This window comes from Micromonospora sp. HUAS YX12, assembly GCF_040215685.1.
GTDB classification, from domain to species: domain Bacteria; phylum Actinomycetota; class Actinomycetes; order Mycobacteriales; family Micromonosporaceae; genus Micromonospora; species Micromonospora tulbaghiae.
The window spans coordinates 770084-788392 of the sequence record NZ_CP157974.1; the positions used below are offsets into that span (position 1 = coordinate 770084).

Consider the following 18309-nt stretch of genomic DNA (forward strand, 5'->3'; position numbering starts at 1 on the left):
ATGGTTCGGGGGCTAACCTGACAGCCGTGAATCCTGGCCCGCTCGTCCGCTTTCCCGACGCGCTGCACCACGCGCCGCTCGGCCGGCTCGTCTCCATCGCCGGTCACGTCGTCGAGCAGCACTGGGGGCGCTACCTGGCCGAGCACCACGGCCTCACCTCAGCCGGCATGCGGGTTCTGATGATCCTCCTGCGGTCCGGCGAGGTCAGCCACCGAGAAATGGCCGAGTTGTGCTTCGTCCGGCCGGCGACGCTCACCGGCATCGTGGACACGCTGGAACGCGACGGCTTCGTCAGCCGCCGTCGCGCGCCCGAGGACCGCCGCACGGTCCGGCTCACCCTGACCGACAAGGGCGGCGAGCACGCCCGCGCCATCATCGACATGATCCACAGCGACCGGCCCTTGACGTCGGTCGACGCCGACCCGGCCAAGCGGGCGGTGATCCGCGATTTCCTGACCGAAATCATCACCGGCATGTCCGACGGGGACCTCCGTCGGTTGAACCGGGACAGCGAGTCCGACACCGAGCCGCCAACGGGGAGCCATCCGTGCTGATCCGCCTGCTCCGCACACATCTGCGCCCGTACCGACGATGGCTGGCCGCCGTGGTGGCGCTCCAGTTCGTCGGCACCATCGCCTCGCTCTACCTGCCCAGCCTGAACGCCGACATCATCGACCGGGGCGTCGCCGTCGGCGACACCGACCAGATCCTGCGTACGGGCGGGTGGATGCTGGTGGTCAGCCTGCTCCAGATCGCCTGCTCGATCGCCGCCGTCTACTTCGGCGCGAAGACCGCGATGGCGTTCGGCCGCGACGTACGCGGCTCGATCTTCCGGCGTGTCAACAGCTTCTCCGCCCGCGAGGTCGCCCGGTTCGGGGCGCCGTCCCTGATCACCCGCAACACCAACGACGTCCAGCAGGTGCAGATGCTGGTGCTGCTGAGCTGCACCATGCTGGTGGCCGCGCCGATCATGAGCGTCGGCGGCGTGGTGATGGCGCTGCGCGAGGACGTCGGGCTCTCCTGGCTGATGCTGGTCTGCGTACCGGTGCTGGCCGTCGCGCTCGGTCTGATCATCCGCCGGATGGTGCCGGGCTTCCGGCTCATGCAGACCCGGATCGACACCGTCAACCGGGTGCTGCGCGAGCAGATCACCGGCATCCGGGTGGTCCGGGCGTTCGTCCGCGAGCCGTACGAGACCGACCGGTTCCGGGTCGCGAACACCGACCTGACCACCACCGCGCTGCGGATCGGGCGGCTCCAGGCGCTGATCTTCCCGATCGTGATGCTGGTGCTGAACGTCTCCAGCGTCGCGGTGCTCTGGTTCGGCGCGGCGCGGGTCGACTCCGGTCAGATCCAGGTCGGCGCGCTCACCGCGTTCCTGCAGTACCTGATGCAGATCCTGATGGCCGTCATGATGGCCACCTTCATGCTGATGATGGTGCCCCGGGCGGCGGTCTGCGCCGAGCGCATCGAGGAGGTGCTGGACACCGACTCGTCGGTGGTGCCGTCGACCGACCCGGTCACCGAGGTCACCGGCCGGGGCGAGCTGGAGTTGCGCGGCGCCGGATTCCAGTACCCGGGCGCGAGCGCCCCGGTGCTGCACGACATCTCGTTCCGGGCCGAGCCGGGCCGGACCACAGCGATCATCGGTTCCACCGGCGCCGGCAAGACCACGCTGCTGACGCTCATCCCCCGGCTGGTCGACCCGACCGCCGGCGCGGTCCTGGTGGACGGCGTGGACGTACGGGACCTGGCCCCGGACGAACTGTGGCGGCGGATCGGGCTGGTGCCCCAGCGGCCGTACCTGTTCACCGGCACCGTCGCCAGCAACCTGCGCTACGGCAACCCGGACGCCACCGACGCCGACCTGTGGGCCGCGCTGGAGATCGCCCAGGCGCGTGACTTCGTCGCCGAGATGCCGGGCGGGCTGGAGGCGCCGATCGCGCAGGGCGGCACCAACGTCTCCGGCGGCCAACGGCAACGCCTGGCCATCGCCCGCGCGCTCGTCCGCAAACCGGAGATCTACCTCTTCGACGACTCCTTCTCCGCGCTGGACCTCGGTACGGACGCCCGGCTGCGGGCCGCCCTCAAGCCGGTCACCGCGGACGCGGCGGTGGTGATCGTGGCCCAGCGGGTCTCCACGATCGTCGACGCCGACCAGATCATCGTGCTCGAGGACGGGGGTGTCGTCGGGATGGGACGACATGAGGAACTGCTGGAGAGCTGCCCCACGTACGCCGAGATCGTCGCGTCGCAGCAGACGGCGGAGGTGGCCGCCTGATGACGCCCTCGGTACCGCAGCAGAAGAACGAGCCGACGCGGCTACCTCCGGCCGGGCGCCGTCCCAGCGGTGGCCCGCCGCACATGAACATGGGCATGCCGGCCGAGAAGGCGATGAACTTCGGGCCGTCGGCACGCCGGCTGCTGGGGCGGCTGCGGCCGTACCGGCTCCAGCTCACCGGCGTGCTCGCGCTGGCCCTGGCCAGCGTCGGGCTCAGCGTCATCGGGCCGAAGGTGCTCGGCCACGCCACCGACCTGATCTTCAGCGGCGTGATCGGGCGGCAGTTGCCGCCCGGCACCACCACCGAGGCGGCGGCGGAGGCCGCCCGCGCCGAGGGCAACGGCAACTTCGCCGACATGCTGGCCCGGATGGACGTGATCCCGGGCGCCGGCATCGACTTCGACGCGCTGGGCCGGGTGCTGGCGTTCGCGGTCGTGCTCTACATCGGCGCGAGCATGCTCCAGTGGGCGCAGGGCTGGGTGCTCAACGGGGTCGTGCAGCGCACCGTGCTGACGCTGCGCGCCGACGTGGAGGACAAGCTCAACCGGCTGCCGCTGCCCTACTTCGACAAGCAGCCCCGCGGTGAGCTGCTCAGCCGCGTCACCAACGACATCGACAACGTGTCGCAGACGCTCCAGCAGACGCTGAGCCAGTTGCTCACGTCGCTGCTCACCGTCGTCGGCGTACTCGGGATGATGTTCTGGATCTCGCCGCTGCTGGCGGTCGTCGCGCTCGTCGCGGTGCCGCTGTCGGTGGTGGTCACCGGCCAGATCGCCAAGCGGTCGCAGGGCAAGTTCATCGCCCAGTGGAAACACACCGGCGAGCTGAACGGCCAGATCGAGGAGGCGTACACCGGGCACGAGCTGGTCAAGGTCTTCGGCCGGCAGAAGGAGGTCGAGGCCGCCTTCCACGCCAAGAACGAGGAGCTGTTCCGGGCCGGCTTCGGCGCGCAGTTCGTCTCCGGGCTGATCATGCCGGCGATGTTCTTCATCGGGAACCTCAGCTACGTCGCGATCGCCGTGGTCGGCGGCCTGCGGGTGGCGTCGGGCTCGATGAGCCTCGGCGACGTGCAGGCGTTCATCCAGTACTCGCGGCAGTTCACCCAGCCGCTCACCCAGGTCGCGTCGATGGCCAACCTGCTGCAGTCCGGGGTGGCCTCGGCCGAGCGCGTCTTCGCGGTGCTCGACGCGAACGAGCAGAGCCCCGACCCGGCCGAGCCGGCCCGGGTCGCCGACCCGCACGGGCGGGTCGAGTTCGAGCACGTCTCCTTCCGGTACGACCCGGAGAAGCCGCTCATCGACGACCTGTCGCTGGTCGCCGAACCGGGTCACACGGTCGCCATCGTCGGCCCCACCGGCGCCGGCAAGACCACGCTGGTCAACCTGGTCATGCGGTTCTACGAGCTGGACGCCGGGCGGATCACGCTGGACGGGGTGGACATCTCCACGATGCGCCGCGACGACCTGCGCGGCCGGATCGGCATGGTGCTCCAGGACACCTGGCTGTTCGGCGGCACCATCCGGGACAACATCGCCTACGGCCGGCCGGACGCCACCGAGGAGGAGATCCTCGCCGCCGCCCGGGCGACGTTCGTGGACCGGTTCGTCCGCAGCCTGCCGGACGGCTACGACACGGTGATCGACGAGGAGGGCAGCAACGTCAGCGCCGGGGAGAAGCAGCTCATCACCATCGCCCGCGCGTTCCTGGCCGAGCCGTCGCTGCTGATCCTGGACGAGGCGACCAGCTCGGTGGACACCCGGACCGAGGTGCTGCTCCAGCGCGCCATGGCGGCGCTGCGCTCGGACCGGACGAGCTTCGTCATCGCGCACCGGCTGTCCACCATCCGTGACGCCGACCTGATCCTGATGATGGAGCAGGGCCGGATCGTGGAGCAGGGCACGCACGACCAGCTCGTCACCGCCGGTGGCGCGTACGCCCGGCTGTACCGGGCGCAGTTCAGCGGCGCGGTGATCTCCGACGAGGTGCCGGCGCCCGCCCCGGCCGGTCCCCCTGGAACGCGTGCCGGCGCCGGTATGCCGGTCGGGAACTGACATGGACCCGGCCACAGGTCCGGCACCGGTCCCCGTCCGGGTGCCTCCGCGGCACCCGGACGGGCCGGAGTCAGGCCGGCGGGAGCAGCCCCGCCGACCGGCTCGCGACCACCGCGCCGACCAGGCCCAGCGCCTGCGCGGCGGGCATCGGGTCGAGCACCCGGCCGTCGCGCAGCCGCAGCGAGACCGAACCGTCGGCCGCCTCCCGGGGACCGACCACCCCGGTGTACGGGACGCGGCGGCGGGACGCGTCCCGGATCCGGGCGCCGAGCGAACCGGCGTGGTCCACCTCGGCTCGCAGCCCGGCCGCCTCGGCCCGGCGGGCCAGCCCGGCGGCCGCGCCGGCCTGCGCCGCGTCCACCGGGAGCAGCAGCAACTGCACCGGGGCGTACCAGGCGGGGAACGCGCCCTCGTGCACCTCGATCAGGTACGCGAACAGCCGCTCCATGCTGCCGACCAGGCTCCGGTGCACCATCACCGGCCGTTTCCGCCGGCCGTCCGAGTCGGTGTACGACAGGTCGAACCGCTCCGGCTTGTCGAAGTCGAGCTGGACGGTGGAGATGGTCGACTCCCGGCCGGCCGCGTCTACGATCTGAATGTCGATCTTCGGGCCGTAGAACGCGGCCTCGCCCGGCGCCTCGACGACGTCCACCCCGTCGAGCGCCGCGCGGAGCAGTTCCTCGGCCCGCGCCCAGCCGGCGTCGTCACCCACGTACCGCCGGCCCGGCCCGCGCAGCGACAACCGGAACCCGGCGGGACGGACGCCGAGCGCGGCGTGCGCCTCGCCGATCAGCCGCAGGATCTCGCGGACCTCGTCGCCGACCTGCTCCAGTACGCAGAAGTTGTGCGCGTCGTTGAGCGAGATGGCGCGCACCCGGGACAGCCCGCCGAGCACCCCGGAGCGCTCCGCCCGGTACATCCCGCCCAGCTCGGCGACCCGCAGCGGCAGTTCCCGGTAGGAGCGGCCGCGGGCGCGGAACACGAGCGCGTGGTGCGGGCAGAGCGCCGGGCGCAGCACGAACTCGTCGTCGGCGCTCAGCCGCATCGGCGGGAACATGTCGTCGGCGAAGTAGCCCAGGTGCCCGGAGAGCTCGAACAGCTCCCGCTTGCCCAGCGGCGGGGAGTAGACGTGCCGGTAGCCGGCCCGGCGCTCCAGTTCCCGGACGTACTCCTCGACGGCGTGCCGGGCGGCGGCGCCGGCCGGCAGCCAGATCGGCAGCCCGGCGCCCGCGAGCGGGTCGGAGACGAACAGCTCCAGCTCCCGGCCGAGCCTGCGATGGTCGATCATGTCGCTCTCCTTGATCGGGTACGACCCGGAGGCGAGCAGGCCCGGAACGCCGCGAGGCCCCGGAGCGGATCGCCCCGGGGCCTCGTCGACGGAAACGTCAGTGCGGCGCGCCGGGAACACCCGGCGTCGTGGTCACTACCGCGCTGCGCATACCGCGACCGTAGGCGCGGGAACGCCATCGGCGCACCTGAGTTTCGGAGAGTGGGTGCGGGTCGCCGGCACAGGACCTGCCGGCGACCCGCGGCGGCCCGGGCATCGGGAACGGGGGACCCGACGGCGCCGGTGCCGCGTTCCGCCAACGGTACGCCGGGAATCGACGATGCGCCGCCCCGCCCCGGCGCGTACGCCCCGGTGTCCCGTCACTCGCGGGCGGGCCGCCTCGTTTCATATCTACGGCCTGCCGGTGTCGGCTGTCACCGTGCGGTGGGGCCGGTGGTGGTGACGCCGGACACGGCGTCAGGCTCGATCCGGTCGAACGGAGAACTCCGGCGAGGTGGCGGTCGTGGCCGAACTCATCTCTGACGTCGCGTCGCCCGTGTGGGCGTACGCGCTGCTGCTGATCCTGCTGATCGCCGACGCCTTCGTCCCGGTGGTGCCGACCCAGCTCTTGATGATCACCAGTGGGGCGCTGACCGTGTACGGCGGGCTCAGCCTGCCGCTCACCATCGCGGTCGGCACGGCCGGTGTGTTCATCGGTGACCTGGCCTGCTACCTGATCGGCCGCAGCACGCCGACCCGCCGCGCGGCGCGCGCCACCACGCCCGGACGGGCACGCCGGGCCGTCACCCGGGTCACCCGCGGACTGCGCGAACCGGGGCCACTGGTGATCCTGCTCTGCCGTTTCGTGCCCGGCGGCCGGATGGCGGCCTGCTTCTCGGCCGGGCGCAGCCGCTACCCGTACCGCCTGTTCCTGCCCTACGAGGCGGCGGCGGCCCTCGCCTGGTCCAGCTACGGCACGCTCGTCGGCCACCTGGGCGGTACGGCGCTGACCCACTCGGCGTGGCGGCTGCTGCTGATCGGTGGCGTGGCCGCGGCCGGGTTCGCGCTGGCCGGGTGGGCGATGACCTGGATCAGCAGCACCCGCCAGACCCGCCCCAAGGCCACCGCCGACTCAACCGGCAGTTGACGCGCAGTCCGGAGCGTTGACCCCCACCGCATATAAGTTTCGTTTATATTGCCCATGTGTGGGAGATCAGGCTTCACCCCGAGGTCGAGCTTTGGTTCCTGGACCTGTGCACGAGTGAGCCGAGCACCGCTGACCTCGTTAGCGAGGCGCTCGACCTACTGGCAGAGCACGGTCCCGCACTGGGCCGGCCACTGGTTGACCGGCTCAAGGGCAGCGCATATCACCACATGAAGGAACTGAGACCAGGTTCGAGCGGCACCTCGGCGGTTCGAATGATCTTCGCGTTCGATCCCTCCCGTGAAGCCATCTTCCTGGTGGCCGGGGACAAGGCGGGGCAGTGGCAGAGTTGGTACCGGCTCGCCATTCCGTTGGCGGACGAGCGGTTCCAGGAGCACCTGATCAACTTGAAGGAAGAGCAGCCATGAGTGGTGGGGCGAACTGGCGCGACGTCAAGGCGAAGGCCCGAAGTATCGATCCCTCATGGGACGACAGCGAGCGTGTGGCCCGGCGAGGACAGTTCCGAGAGCAGATGCTGGCTTCGGTCAGCGGCGCGCAACTGGCGGAGATCCGCAAGCAGCTGGGCATGACCCAGGCTCAACTAGCGGAAGCGGCAGGCTTGTCTCAGGCGCGGATCAGCCAGATCGAGAACGGCGAGAGCGTCAACCTGGAGATCCTGCGCGCCTACGTGACCGGACTGGGCGGACACCTTGATGTGGTCGCCCGAATCGGGAACATCCGCCTCGACGTAGCCTGACGCGGTTCTCCGGGGGCCGGTAGGGGACGACCCGGGGACCGAAGTGGGTGGTGGTCCCGGATCCGTCTGGGGCGGTTCCGGCGACAGGCTGGCCGTATGCCTGGAACGCGGAGAATCGGCCTGCTGGCCCTCGGCGGGATCGTCCTGGCGGCGGTGCTCGCGATGATCGGTCACCTCGAGGTGAGCGACGACCTGGACCCCTGGTCGCTGACCGTCAGCGACTTCGCCGTCTCCGATCGGGGCGGCGTCATCGACACCGCGATGGCGGTGCTCGCGGCGGCCAGCCTCGTCCTGCTGCCGGCGCTGCGCCGGGCCGGTGCGGGCCCGGTGCCGCTCGTGCTGCTGACCGCCTGGTCGGCCGGGTTGCTGGCCGCCGCCGTGGTGCCCACGAACGAGCCGGGTACGCCCATGGACATCGCCGCGTACGTGCACCGGTACGCCTCGGTGCTGTCGTTTCTGGCCCTGCCGGTGGCCGGCTGGTTGCTGGCCCGCCACCCGGTCGCCGGAGCGGCCGCCTGGCTGCGCGGCCTGACCCTGGCCAGCCTGGTGCTCGCGGCCGCGATGATCTGGTCCGCCTACCCCGGCGACCGGGCCCTGCTGGGCCTGATCGAGCGCCTGCTCATCCTGACGGAGACGGCCCTCCTCACCACCCTCGCCCTGCACCTCACCCTGACCAGAGTCGTCGATCATGGAGTTGTGACCCCACACAGACCGGGCATACCGGTCGGATCGGGGGCCGCAACTCCATGATCGACGAAAGAAGGTGCGGGGACGGGACTACTCCAGCTCGTGGAGCATGAGCTGGCGGGCGGCCTCGGTGATGGAGCCGGACAGGCTCGGGTAGATGGTGATGGTGTGGGCCAGCTCGTTGACGGTGAGGTTGTTCTCCACCGCCATCGTGATCGGCAGGATCAGCTCGCTGGCCTTCGGCGCCACCACCACGCCGCCGATCACCTGGCCGCTCGCCGGCCGGCAGAACAGCTTGACGAAGCCGTCGGCCAGGTCGTCCATCTTCGCGCGGGCGTTGCCGGACAGCGGCAGCATCACCTGGCGGGCCGGGGTCTTGCCGGCGTCCACCTCGTCCTGGGAGACGCCGACGGTGGCCAGCTCCGGGTCGGTGAAGACGTTCGCCGCGACGGTACGCAGCCGCAGCGGCCGGACCGCCTCGCCCAGCGCGTGCCACATGGCGATGCGGCCCTGCATCGCCGCGACGCTCGCGAGCGGCAGCACGCCGGTGCAGTCGCCCGCCGCGTAGATGCCCGGCACATTGGTACGGGAGACCCGGTCCACCGTCACGTAACCGCCCCGGGCCAGCTCCACGCCGTACTCGGCCAGGCCCAGGTCGGCGGTGTTCGGGATCGAGCCGACCGCGATCAGCGCGTGCGATCCGGTGACCTGCCGACCGTCGGAGAGCACCACCTCCACCCCGTCACCGACGCGGCGGACCGCCTCGGCGCGGGAGTTGTTCAGGATGCTCATGCCCCGGTTGCGGAACACCCGCTCGATCGCCGACGCGGCGTCGGCGTCCTCGTGCGGCATGACCCGGTCGCGGCTGGACACCAGCGTGACCTTGACGCCCATGGCGAGGTACGCGCTGGCGAACTCGGCGCCGGTCACGCCGGAGCCGACCACGATCAGGTGCTCGGGCAGCTCGGGCAGGTCGTACACCTGACGCCAGGTCAGGATGCGCTCGCCGTCGGGTACGGCGGTGGGCAACTGGCGGGGGGTCGCGCCGGTCGCGACGAGCACCGTCGACGCGGCGATCGAGTATTCCGCGCCGCCGTCGGCCGGCGTGACGATCACCCGGTGGGTGTGGCCGAGCGTGTCCTCGCCGAGCCGGGCGGTGCCGGCGACGAACTCGACGCCCGCCTTGACCAGCTTGGTGTGGATGTCGGCGGACTGGGCCAGCGCGAGCCGCTTGACCCGCTCGTGCACCGCCCGGGCGTCGACGGTGACCGCCTCCAGGCCGTCGGAGTGCACCCCGAACTCCTCGGTGTCCCGGTAGCCGGTGACCACCTCGGAGCTGGCGATGAACGTCTTGGAGGGCACGCAGTCGGAGAGCACGCAGGCGCCGCCGGCACCCTCCGCCTCGACCACCGTGACATCGGCGTCCAACTGCGCGGCGACCAGAGCCGCCTCGTACCCGGCCGGCCCGCCGCCGATGATCACGATCTGGCTCACAGAGCCATCCCTTCGTTCGCGACTGCGGGGCTCCGCTTCGCTGCACTCCTCGCGCTCACAGAGCCGTCCTTCCGTCGGTGCTCACAGTGACTTTCTTCTCCCCGTCCCGTCCGACACGCACTGTCGTATTCTCCCCCACCCGCCAGCCGGGCTATCGTCGTCGCCGTGCGTCTCTACGCTGCCTACGGCTCGAACCTGGACCCCGCCCGCATGCGCGCCTACTGCCCGCATTCGCCGATGGTGGGCACCGGCTGGCTCGAGGGGTGGCGGCTCACCTTCGCCGGCGAGGACGTCATCGGGTGGGAGGGCTCGGTCAGCACCGTGGTCGAGTCCCCCGGTGACCGGGTGTTCGTGGCGCTCTACGACATCCACCCGTACGACGCCGCGCAGCTCGACGAGATCGAGGGCGTGACCGCCGAGACGTACCGCAGGCTGACCGTCCGTGTCTCGACGCTCGACGGCGACGTGACCGCGTGGGTCTACGTGTTCGACGGGTACGAGGGCGGGCTGCCCACCGCGTGGTACCTGTCGGAGATCGCGAACGCCGCGGAGAAGGCGGGCGCGCCGGACGACTACGTCACCGAGCTGCGATCCCGCCCCACCGGCACCGCATCCGCGTAGCGCGTCTCCCACACTCACAGTGTGCGCCGCGCGGCCTGCCGGTCGCTCGGCGACCCCGGTACGGGGGTGCCGGGTCACACCCGCGAGGCGGGCACGCTCCGCTCGTACATGTCGGTCCAGCGCTCCTCCACCAGCCCGACGGAGCGGTAGAGCGTGACCGGCGCGGTCGGGTTGGCCAGGTCGACGCCGAGCCCGGCTCCGGCGCGGCCCTTCGCCGCGTAGACCGCGAAGGCCCGGCGCAGCAGCGCCGCACCCACCCCGCGACGCCGGTACGCGGGCAGCACCGACAGCGTCCGCACCCACCCCAGGTCCTGGTCGAGTGCCTGGTCGGAGGACTGGAGCGCACCGGCCGGCTCGCCGTCGACCTCGGCCAGGAACCACTCGTCCCAGACCTTCCCGTACGACGGCAGCAGTTCCCGCCACTGCTCGAAGTCGAGCGGGTCGTGGTCGGGGGTGTCCCGGAACGCCGTGTCGTAGATCCGGTGGAACAGCCGCAGGTCGCTCTCGTCGTCGGCGCGCAGCGGCCGGACGGTCACCCCGGGCGGGGGCGCCGGCTCGGCGGGCAGGCCGGAGAGCGAACGGCTCATCCGGATGTAGCGCTTGATCCGGGTGAACCCGGCCTCGGTCAGCTCACCGGCCCAGCGGGTCTCCGGCGCGTACACGCCGGTGCGGGCGGTCAGCGCGGGCAGGCCGCGCTCGGCGGCCCGTTCGGCGACGCGCTCCAGCAGCCGCGCCAGCAGCGGCGCGCGCAGGTCGGCGCCCCGGTCGGGGTCGACGAGGACGTCCACCCACTCCCGGCCCACGCCGCTCGGGTTGGCCAGGATCGACCAGGCCACCGCCGTGCCGTCCGGGTCGGTGACCAGCCAGGAGTCCCGGGCCGGGTCGACGAAGGGCGCGGTCAGCGCGGACCGCACGTCCTCGTCGTCGAAGTCGGGGTAGCCCACGGCGAACGTGTCGGCGGCGTGCACCACCGCCAGGATCGCGGGCACGTCGTCGAGGGTCGGGCGGCGGGCCGACCAGCCGGCGGGAAGCGTCACGGGCCAGATCCTGGCAGCCGGACCGGCCGCGTCGCCTCCCATTTATCCGCCGCGGGCGCGCTGCCGCGCGGCGCCGAGCAGACCCAGCAGCTCCGCGCCCTCGGCGGTGCTCAACGCGCGGAACGCCGCCGACGCCAGCCGGTCGGTCACCGCCTCGGCCCACAGCCGTCGCCGCACCAGCGGCCCGACCGGCGGGTACGGGGGCACCCAGCCGCACGCGGCCGCGCCCGTCTCGCCCTCCGGCCCGGCCAGCACCGCCTCCAGCGGCGTCAGCCCGGCCGCACGCACCGCCAGCAGGTACGCCCCGGCGAAGTGCTCGCGCAGCAGCAGCATGCCGACAGCCGCCAGCGCACCGGGCGACGGATCGGGCACCGGCATGGCCCGCCAGGCGGCGAACAGCGGCATGCCGCTGCCGTCCGCCGCGTCGACCGCCCGGCCCAGCAGCGCGGCGAGCCGGGACGACTCGGCGCCGTCGCCCAGCCGGGCGGTGCCCCACCGGCAGCACTCGGCCAGGTTGGCGGTGGCCACCTCCAGCGGTGGGACGGTCCGCGCGGCGGCGTCCCAGCCGTCCGTGACCGCCTCCGGGGCGATGAAGCCGAGCGCCGCTGCGACCGTCTCGGCGCGGACGTCACCGAGCGCACCGGCCCGCCCGGTGATGTAGAAGGCCCACCCGGAGATGCCGAGCAGCCGCGCCCGGCGCAGCGTCGACGGGCAGCGGGCGAACGCCTCCCCGAGTTCGAGCACGAGCGGTTTGCAGGCGGCGGCGAGTTGTTCCGGGGTCATCGGCGGCCCGTCACCGTCACTCCACCGTAGCCGTTCATCACGCTCAGTCTGCCGCGTGATCACCGGCGTCGGCATCCCCCTCTTCGGCGTCGAGCGCCTCCAACACGGCCTCCACCTCACCGGCCCGGCGCCGGGCCGCGGTGAGCGCCCGCTCCGCGCCCCGGCGGGCCAGCCGCGCCCGGCTCAGCTCCTGCTCGGCCACGGCCCGGCGACGTTCCAACTCGGCCAGTTCGGTCTCGATCCGGTCCAGCGTGGCGGCGCCGTCCCGCTCGGCCGCGTCGGCCGTGGCCAGCTCCTTCTCGGCCCGGTCCAGGTCCGCGCGGGCCCGGGTCAGCTCCCGGGTCGCGGTCCGCCGCCGCCCGGCCCGTTCGGCCCGCGCCGCGCGCTCGTCGCGGGCCCGGCGCGCGTCGGCCCGCTCGGCCGCCCGATCCGGTACGACCGGCTTCTCCTCGCCCCCTGTCACGAGCCGCAGCTGGGGGCGGGGCACCTCGCCGAACCCGGCGTAGTGGCTGGCCCGCACCAGGCGTCCGGCGCGTACCTGCTCGGCCACCTCGGTGTCGGAGAGCGCGGCGTTGAGCGTCGCCTCCACCTCGCCCAGCGGCAGCTTCCCGGCCGGGGGCGCGGCGGGCTCGGCGGCGGCGAGCCGGCGTACCTCCGCCACCAGCGCGCCCACGACGGCGCGCCGCTGCGCGGAGAGTTCCCGGAGCTTGCCGCCGCGCAGGTCGCGCTGCGCGGCGCGCAGCGACTCGGCGAGCCGGGTGAGGTCGGCGACCAGCTCGGGCCGGCGGATCGCCAGCAGGTTGACCAGCCAGGCCGCCACGGTGGGGCGGCGCAGCTTGCCGATCTCCCGGGCGGTACGCGGATCGCCGGACTGCCGCGCCTGCGCGACGGCGGCGTCCCGGGCCGCGACGAACCGGTCCGGCGGCGTGGCGTAGAGCTGCCGGATCACCTCCGCGGGCACCTCGGCCATGTTCAGGCGTCGATCCGGGTGCCCGGCTCCAGACGGCGGTAGTCGGTCTTGGACAGCGCCGTGTACTGCCGGTCCAGCACGCCGAAGCCGTTGTCGTTGAGCAGCCCGTCGTGCAGCGCGTACGCCCGGCGCGGCGCGACCGCGCGGATGAAGTCGACCACCTCGGAGAACTTCGACCAGGGCGCGTGGATCGGGGCGAACAGCGTGTCCACCTGCACGTCGTCGGGCACGAACAACGCGTCGCCCGGGTGGTACACCACGTCGGCGAAGAGGTAGCCGACGTTCTGGATCACCGGGATGTCCGGGTGGATGACCGCGTGCTGCCCGCCGTACGCCCGCACCGGCACTCCGGCGACGGTGAACGACTGTCCCGGCTCGACCGTCACCAGCGCCTCGGCGGCGTCGCCGAGCACCCCGGCGAGCGAGGACGGGCCGTGCACCGGCATCGGCCGCCGTTCCAGCGCCCGGGTCAGCGCGCCGACGTCCACATGGTCCGGGTGCTCGTGGGTGATCAGCACCGCGTCCGCCCCGTCCAGCGCCGCCGGATCGCTGAAGACACCCGGGTCGACGACGAGCACCGCACCGTCGTGCTCCAGCCGGAGGCAGGAGTGGGCGTACTTGGTCACCTGCATCGTGACTCCTCGATTATCGAATCGTGATGTCCTCAGCGCAGTCTGCCGGAACCGGCGCGACCACGCGTCACGTCCGAGGTATCGGTCCCGGTGGGCGGGGCCGTCGACGATCGGAGTACGGGGTATGGGCGGACGACGACTCCGGGGCGTGGCCCTGGTGGCTGTGGGTCTGATAGCAGCGCTGAGCGTGGGCGCGTGCGGCGCGGGCGGGGACACCGGCAGCGACTCGGCCGCGCCGGCGGCCGACGGAGGCGCGGGCCGCGAGCAGGCCGCCGAGGGCGGTGCGGACGGCGGGCAGGTGGTCGGCGGCGCGGACCGCGACCAGGCCGCTCCCGGCGGCACCGGCGGCGCGGACCTGCGGGTCGACCAGCGGTCCATCATCTACACCGGGACCATGCAGGTACGGGTGGACGACGTGGAGGCCGCCGCGCGGGAGGCGACCACCGCGGTGACGGCGGCCGGCGGGTTCGTCGGCGCGGACCGGCGGTCGAGCCGGGCCGCCGAGGCGCGGGCGGCGCTGACGCTGCGGGTGCCCGCGGAACGGTTCACCGCGGTGATCGAACAGCTCGCCGGGCTCGGCCGGCAGGAGCGCCGGGAGATCGGCACCGAGGACGTCACCGAGCAGGTGGTCGACCTGGACGCCCGGATCGCCACCCAGCGGGCGCGGGTGGAGAGCGCCCGCAAGCTGCTCGCGCGAGCCACGTCGGTGGACGAGTTGGTCCGGCTGGAGAACGAGGTGGGCACCCGGCAGGCGGACCTGGCCTCGCTGGAGGCCCGCAAGCGCCGGCTGGCGGACCTGACCGCGCTCTCCACCATCACCGTGACGTTCCTCGGTCAGGACGCCAGCACCGCCGAGGAGGAGGCCGACCTCGGATTCCTGGCCGGGCTGGGCGGCGGCTGGACGGCGTTCCTGGCCTCGGCCCGGGTTCTGCTCACAGTGCTCGGCGCGGTGCTGCCCTTCGCGGTGGTGATCGGCGTACCGCTGTGGTTGCTGCTCCTGTGGCGGCGCCGGGCGCGGGCCCGGCGGACGCCGCCGACCGGCCCGGACCCGGCGGCGCCGATGCAGCCGGGACCGCCGGGACCGGTCAGCGCGCCGCCGCCAGTGCCCGCAGCGCGGTCTGGACCATGAGGCGTACGCCGGCCTCGATGGCGCGCTCGTCCACGTCGAACGACGCCCGGTGCAGGTCCACGTTGGGCCCGCTGCGGCCGACGCCGAGGCGGGCGAGCGCGCCCGGCACGTGCTCCAGGTACCAGGAGAAGTCCTCGCCGCCCATGCTCTGCGGCGTCTCGGCGATGCCGTCGGGGCCGAGCGCCGCGGCGGTGGCTGCGGTGAGTACGCCGATGGCACGGGCGTCGTTCGTCACCGGGGGCCGGCCACGCAGGTATTCCAGGTCGACTGTGGCGCCGGTGGGCGCGAGCACGTCCCGCACCACCTGAGCCACGATCTTGGGCGCCTGGTCCCAGGTGTCGCGGTCCATCACCCGCAGCGTGCCGGCCGCGCACGCCTCGGACGGGATGACGTTGTAACGGGTGCCGGCCGAGGCGTGGCCGAACACCAGCAGCAGCCCGCTGTTGGCCGGCACCCGGCGGCTGATCAGCGTCGGCACCTCGGTGACCAGGCGGCCGAGCGCGTCCACCAGGTCGACGGTCAGGTGCGGGCGGGCGGTGTGGCCGCCCGGCCCGGTGAGCCGGACGGTGACGTTGTCGGCGGCGGCGGTGATCGGGCCGACCCGCAGGCCGACCTTGCCCACCGGCAGGTTGGGGTCGCAGTGCAGCGCGAAGATCTGCACCACGTCGTCCAGGCCACCGGCCTCGATGACCTCCAGCGAGCCGCAGGGCAGGATCTCCTCGGCCGGCTGGAAGATCAGCCGGACCCGGCCGTCGAGCCGGCCCGTGTCGGCGAGCTGGGCCAGCAGCATGCCGACGCCGAGCATCACCGACGTGTGCACGTCGTGGCCGCAGGCGTGGCAGACACCCTCCACCGTCGAGCGGTACGGCACGTCCTTCGGGTCGCTCAGCGGCAGCGCGTCGATGTCGGCGCGGAGCGCGATCACCGGGCCGTCCGGGCGTCCGTCGATGTCGCAGATGACGCCGTTGCCCTTGGGCAGCAGGCGCGGCCTGAGACCGGCGAGGGACAGCTCGCGGTGTACCAGGGCGGCCGTCTCGAACTCCTCGCCGGACAACTCCGGGTGGGAGTGGATGTGACGGCGGGTGGCGATGAGGCCGGGTACGCGCAGCGCGAGCAGATGGTCGAGCTCGAAGGGCAGGGGCTGGTAACCGGTCGGCGCCTCGGGCCGGGACGACGACAGCAGGCCGCCGGAAGGCAGCGTCAACGCACTCGTCACGTCGAATTCTCGATCACTAGAAGTGGATGGATCTTCGGGTCGGACAGCAGACAGCCTAGACCTCCGGCGGTGACGCTGCGCAACATCTTTCGCGTAGCGGTCGGACCGCGCAGCGTCACGAATGCCCTGGTGAGAGGGCTCGAATATCTGCGGGACAGCAGGTAGATCGCGGTCGAACGCCGTCATCCGCCTCCCACCTCCTACAACGCGTAACCGTTTCATCGGTCACAAATAACGACCCGTCGTTCCGAATTGTCGCATTAGTCGCGGCAATTAACTGCCGCTCCGACAATTGCACGACAACCGTCGGCTGCCGGAAGACTCCCGACGGTGACACGAGCGCCCGACCGCCGACCGCACAGGCTGTCCGTCCCGTTCACCCGATCCGGTTACCCGAAACGCCGAATCGCACACGCGAAGGCGGCCCGCGCCGCGCACTCAGGGTGCGCGGCGGGGCCGCCTCCGGACGACTCAGAACCGGTCGGTGGGCCGGTAGATCCCCCACACCTCGCGCAGCGTTCCGCAGACCTCGCCGACTGTGGCGCGGGCGCGCAGCGCCTCCTTCATCGGGTAGAGCACGTTGGCGTCCCCCTCGGCGGCGGCACGCAGCTCGGCCAGGGCCCGCTCGACCGCGCCCGAGTCCCGCTCGGCGCGCAGCCGGGCCAGCCGCTCCCCCTGCGCCGCCTCGATCGACGGGTCGACCCGCAGCGGCTCGTACGGCTCCTCCTCGTCGATCCGGAACCGGTTGAGCCCGACCACCACCCGCTCACCCGAGTCGATCTCCTGGGCGATCCGGTACGCGGACTGCTCGATCTCCCGCTTCTGGAACCCGGCCTCGATCGCGTCCACCGCCGAACCGTGGTCGAAGACCCGGTCCATCAGCTCGGTGGCCGCCGCCTCCACCTCGGCGGTCATCGCCTCCACCACGTACGACCCGGCGAACGGGTCGACGGTGGCGGTCAGGTCCGTCTCGTACGCCAGCACCTGCTGGGTCCGCAGCGCCAGCCGGGCCGCCTTCTCGGTGGGCAGCGCGATGGCCTCGTCGAAGCTGTTGGTGTGCAGCGACTGGGTGCCGCCGAGGACGGCGCCGAGGCCCTGCACCGCCACCCGGACCAGGTTCACCTCCGGCTGCTGGGCGGTGAGCTGGACGCCCGCGGTCTGGGTGTGGAACCGCAGCATCATCGACTTCGGGTTCTTCGCGCCGAACTCGTCGCGCATCAGCCGGGCCCAGATGCGCCGGGCCGCGCGGAACTTGGCGACCTCCTCGAGCAGCGTGGTGCGGGCCACGAAGAAGAACGACAGCCGGGGCGCGAAGTCGTCCACGGCCAGCCCGGCGGCGAGCGCCGCACGGACGTACTCGACGCCGTTGGCGAGCGTGAACGCGACCTCCTGCGCGGGCGACGCGCCGGCCTCGGCCATGTGGTAGCCGGAGATGGAGATGGTGTTCCACTTCGGCACCTCGGCCCGGCAGTAGGCGAAGGTGTCGGCGACCAGCCGCAGCGAGGGCTTCGGCGGGAAGATGTACGTCCCCCGGGCGATGTACTCCTTGAGGATGTCGTTCTGGATGGTGCCGTTGAGCGCCGCGCCGGGCACGCCGTTCTCCTCGGCCACGAGCTGGTAGAGCAGCAGCAGCACCGAGCCGGGCGCGTTGATGGTCATCGAGGTGGAGACCTTGTCCAGCGGGATGCCGCCGAACAGCGTGCGCATGTCCTCAATGGAGTCGATGGCGACACCGACCTTGCCCACCTCGCCGTGCGCGATCGGGTCGTCCGAGTCGTACCCCATCTGGGTGGGCAGGTCGAACGCGACGGACAGGCCCATGGTGCCGGCGCGCAGCAGCTGGTGGTAGCGAGCGTTGCTCTCGGTCGCGGTGCCGAAGCCGGCGTACTGTCGCATGGTCCAGGGCCGGGACGTGTACATCGTCGGGTAGACCCCGCGGGTGTACGGGAACTCGCCCGGCTCGCCCAGCCGGGCGTCCAGGTCCGCCGGAAGGTCGGCCGCCGTGTAGACGCCCTGGATCGGGAAACCCGACTCGCTTGACCGCGCATCACTCATTACCGGATGGTAGGACGCGCAGACCGCCAGGTGGGTGAGGGATACCGCACACCTCACGGCGGCGACCCACCGGAGGTGAGCGGCCGACCACATACGGTCGAGTAGGTAAACGTCCGCCGCGTCGGGTTTCGCATCGGGCGTCGGAACCAGCAAGATAGAGGGGTTGTGTCCCAGCCCCCTCGATA

At 72.4% G+C, this 18309-nt stretch carries 17 protein-coding genes; 9 read left to right on the forward strand and 8 right to left on the reverse strand.

What is annotated here, in order from left to right:
- Window positions 1–26: 26 nt before the first annotated feature.
- The 3 genes from ABIH81_RS03780 to ABIH81_RS03790 are packed head-to-tail and all read left to right on the forward strand — an operon-like array spanning window position 27 to window position 4332.
- Window positions 27–554: a MarR family transcriptional regulator gene (locus ABIH81_RS03780; RefSeq protein WP_349879035.1), complete on the forward strand. Its 528-nt coding sequence runs from the start codon at window positions 27–29 to the stop codon at window positions 552–554.
- A complete protein-coding gene (locus ABIH81_RS03785) occupies window positions 548–2281 on the forward strand; it encodes an ABC transporter ATP-binding protein (protein WP_349879036.1) in 1734 nt (577 codons plus the stop codon). Before ABIH81_RS03780 ends, ABIH81_RS03785 begins: the two co-directional genes overlap by 7 nt.
- Complete coding sequence (locus ABIH81_RS03790) at window positions 2281–4332, forward strand: ABC transporter ATP-binding protein (RefSeq protein WP_349879037.1); 2052 nt, start codon at window positions 2281–2283, stop codon at window positions 4330–4332. Before ABIH81_RS03785 ends, ABIH81_RS03790 begins: the two co-directional genes overlap by 1 nt.
- A gap of 70 nt (window positions 4333–4402) precedes the next feature.
- Here ABIH81_RS03790 and thrS read toward each other — a convergent pair whose 3' ends face one another.
- Window positions 4403–5620, reverse strand: coding sequence for a threonine--tRNA ligase (thrS, locus tag ABIH81_RS03795; protein ID WP_349879038.1), 1218 nt, complete (start codon window positions 5618–5620; stop codon window positions 4403–4405).
- A gap of 502 nt (window positions 5621–6122) precedes the next feature.
- On the opposite strand from thrS, the gene ABIH81_RS03800 reads away from it, so the two are divergent.
- The 4 genes from ABIH81_RS03800 (at window position 6123) to ABIH81_RS03815 (ending at window position 8250) form a co-directional block, all read left to right on the forward strand.
- Entirely contained in the window at window positions 6123–6746 is a 624-nt protein-coding gene (locus tag ABIH81_RS03800) for a DedA family protein (RefSeq protein ID WP_349879039.1), read from the forward strand.
- 98 nt (window positions 6747–6844) lie between these two features.
- Window positions 6845–7171, forward strand: a complete 327-nt coding sequence (locus tag ABIH81_RS03805; RefSeq protein ID WP_349880999.1) for a type II toxin-antitoxin system RelE/ParE family toxin — start codon at window positions 6845–6847, stop codon at window positions 7169–7171.
- Entirely contained in the window at window positions 7168–7500 is a 333-nt protein-coding gene (locus tag ABIH81_RS03810) for a helix-turn-helix transcriptional regulator (protein ID WP_349879040.1), read from the forward strand. The genes ABIH81_RS03805 and ABIH81_RS03810 overlap by 4 nt, the downstream gene beginning before the upstream one ends.
- 96 nt (window positions 7501–7596) lie before the next feature.
- Window positions 7597–8250, forward strand: a complete 654-nt coding sequence (locus tag ABIH81_RS03815) for a DUF998 domain-containing protein (protein ID WP_349879041.1) — start codon at window positions 7597–7599, stop codon at window positions 8248–8250.
- A gap of 27 nt (window positions 8251–8277) precedes the next feature.
- On the opposite strand, the gene ABIH81_RS03820 is transcribed toward ABIH81_RS03815, so the two are convergent.
- Window positions 8278–9681, reverse strand: coding sequence for an NAD(P)H-quinone dehydrogenase (locus ABIH81_RS03820; protein ID WP_013284021.1), 1404 nt, complete (start codon window positions 9679–9681; stop codon window positions 8278–8280).
- A 165-nt stretch (window positions 9682–9846) separates the two neighbouring features.
- Here ABIH81_RS03820 and ABIH81_RS03825 point away from each other — a divergent pair, with 165 nt between their 5' ends.
- Complete coding sequence (locus tag ABIH81_RS03825; RefSeq protein WP_013284020.1) at window positions 9847–10302, forward strand: gamma-glutamylcyclotransferase; 456 nt, start codon at window positions 9847–9849, stop codon at window positions 10300–10302.
- Between the two features lie 74 nt (window positions 10303–10376).
- Here ABIH81_RS03825 and ABIH81_RS03830 read toward each other — a convergent pair whose 3' ends face one another.
- The 4 genes from ABIH81_RS03830 to ABIH81_RS03845 are packed head-to-tail and all read right to left on the reverse strand — an operon-like array spanning window position 10377 to window position 13724.
- A complete protein-coding gene (locus ABIH81_RS03830) occupies window positions 10377–11339 on the reverse strand; it encodes a GNAT family N-acetyltransferase (protein ID WP_349879042.1) in 963 nt (320 codons plus the stop codon).
- A gap of 42 nt (window positions 11340–11381) precedes the next feature.
- Window positions 11382–12122: a hypothetical protein gene (locus ABIH81_RS03835; RefSeq protein WP_349879043.1), complete on the reverse strand. Its 741-nt coding sequence runs from the start codon at window positions 12120–12122 to the stop codon at window positions 11382–11384.
- A gap of 43 nt (window positions 12123–12165) precedes the next feature.
- Window positions 12166–13092: a hypothetical protein gene (locus ABIH81_RS03840; RefSeq protein WP_349879044.1), complete on the reverse strand. Its 927-nt coding sequence runs from the start codon at window positions 13090–13092 to the stop codon at window positions 12166–12168.
- A 2-nt stretch (window positions 13093–13094) separates the two neighbouring features.
- Entirely contained in the window at window positions 13095–13724 is a 630-nt protein-coding gene (locus ABIH81_RS03845; RefSeq protein ID WP_349879045.1) for an MBL fold metallo-hydrolase, read from the reverse strand.
- 124 nt (window positions 13725–13848) lie between these two features.
- On the opposite strand from ABIH81_RS03845, the gene ABIH81_RS03850 reads away from it, so the two are divergent.
- Complete coding sequence (locus ABIH81_RS03850; RefSeq protein WP_349879046.1) at window positions 13849–14853, forward strand: DUF4349 domain-containing protein; 1005 nt, start codon at window positions 13849–13851, stop codon at window positions 14851–14853.
- Here the strand turns inward: ABIH81_RS03850 and ABIH81_RS03855 are convergent.
- A complete protein-coding gene (locus tag ABIH81_RS03855) occupies window positions 14810–16069 on the reverse strand; it encodes an amidohydrolase (RefSeq protein WP_349879047.1) in 1260 nt (419 codons plus the stop codon). The two genes, ABIH81_RS03850 and ABIH81_RS03855, sit on opposite strands and share 44 nt — an antisense overlap.
- 471 nt (window positions 16070–16540) lie before the next feature.
- A complete protein-coding gene (locus tag ABIH81_RS03860; protein ID WP_349879048.1) occupies window positions 16541–18124 on the reverse strand; it encodes a methylmalonyl-CoA mutase family protein in 1584 nt (527 codons plus the stop codon).
- Window positions 18125–18309 lie beyond the last annotated feature (185 nt).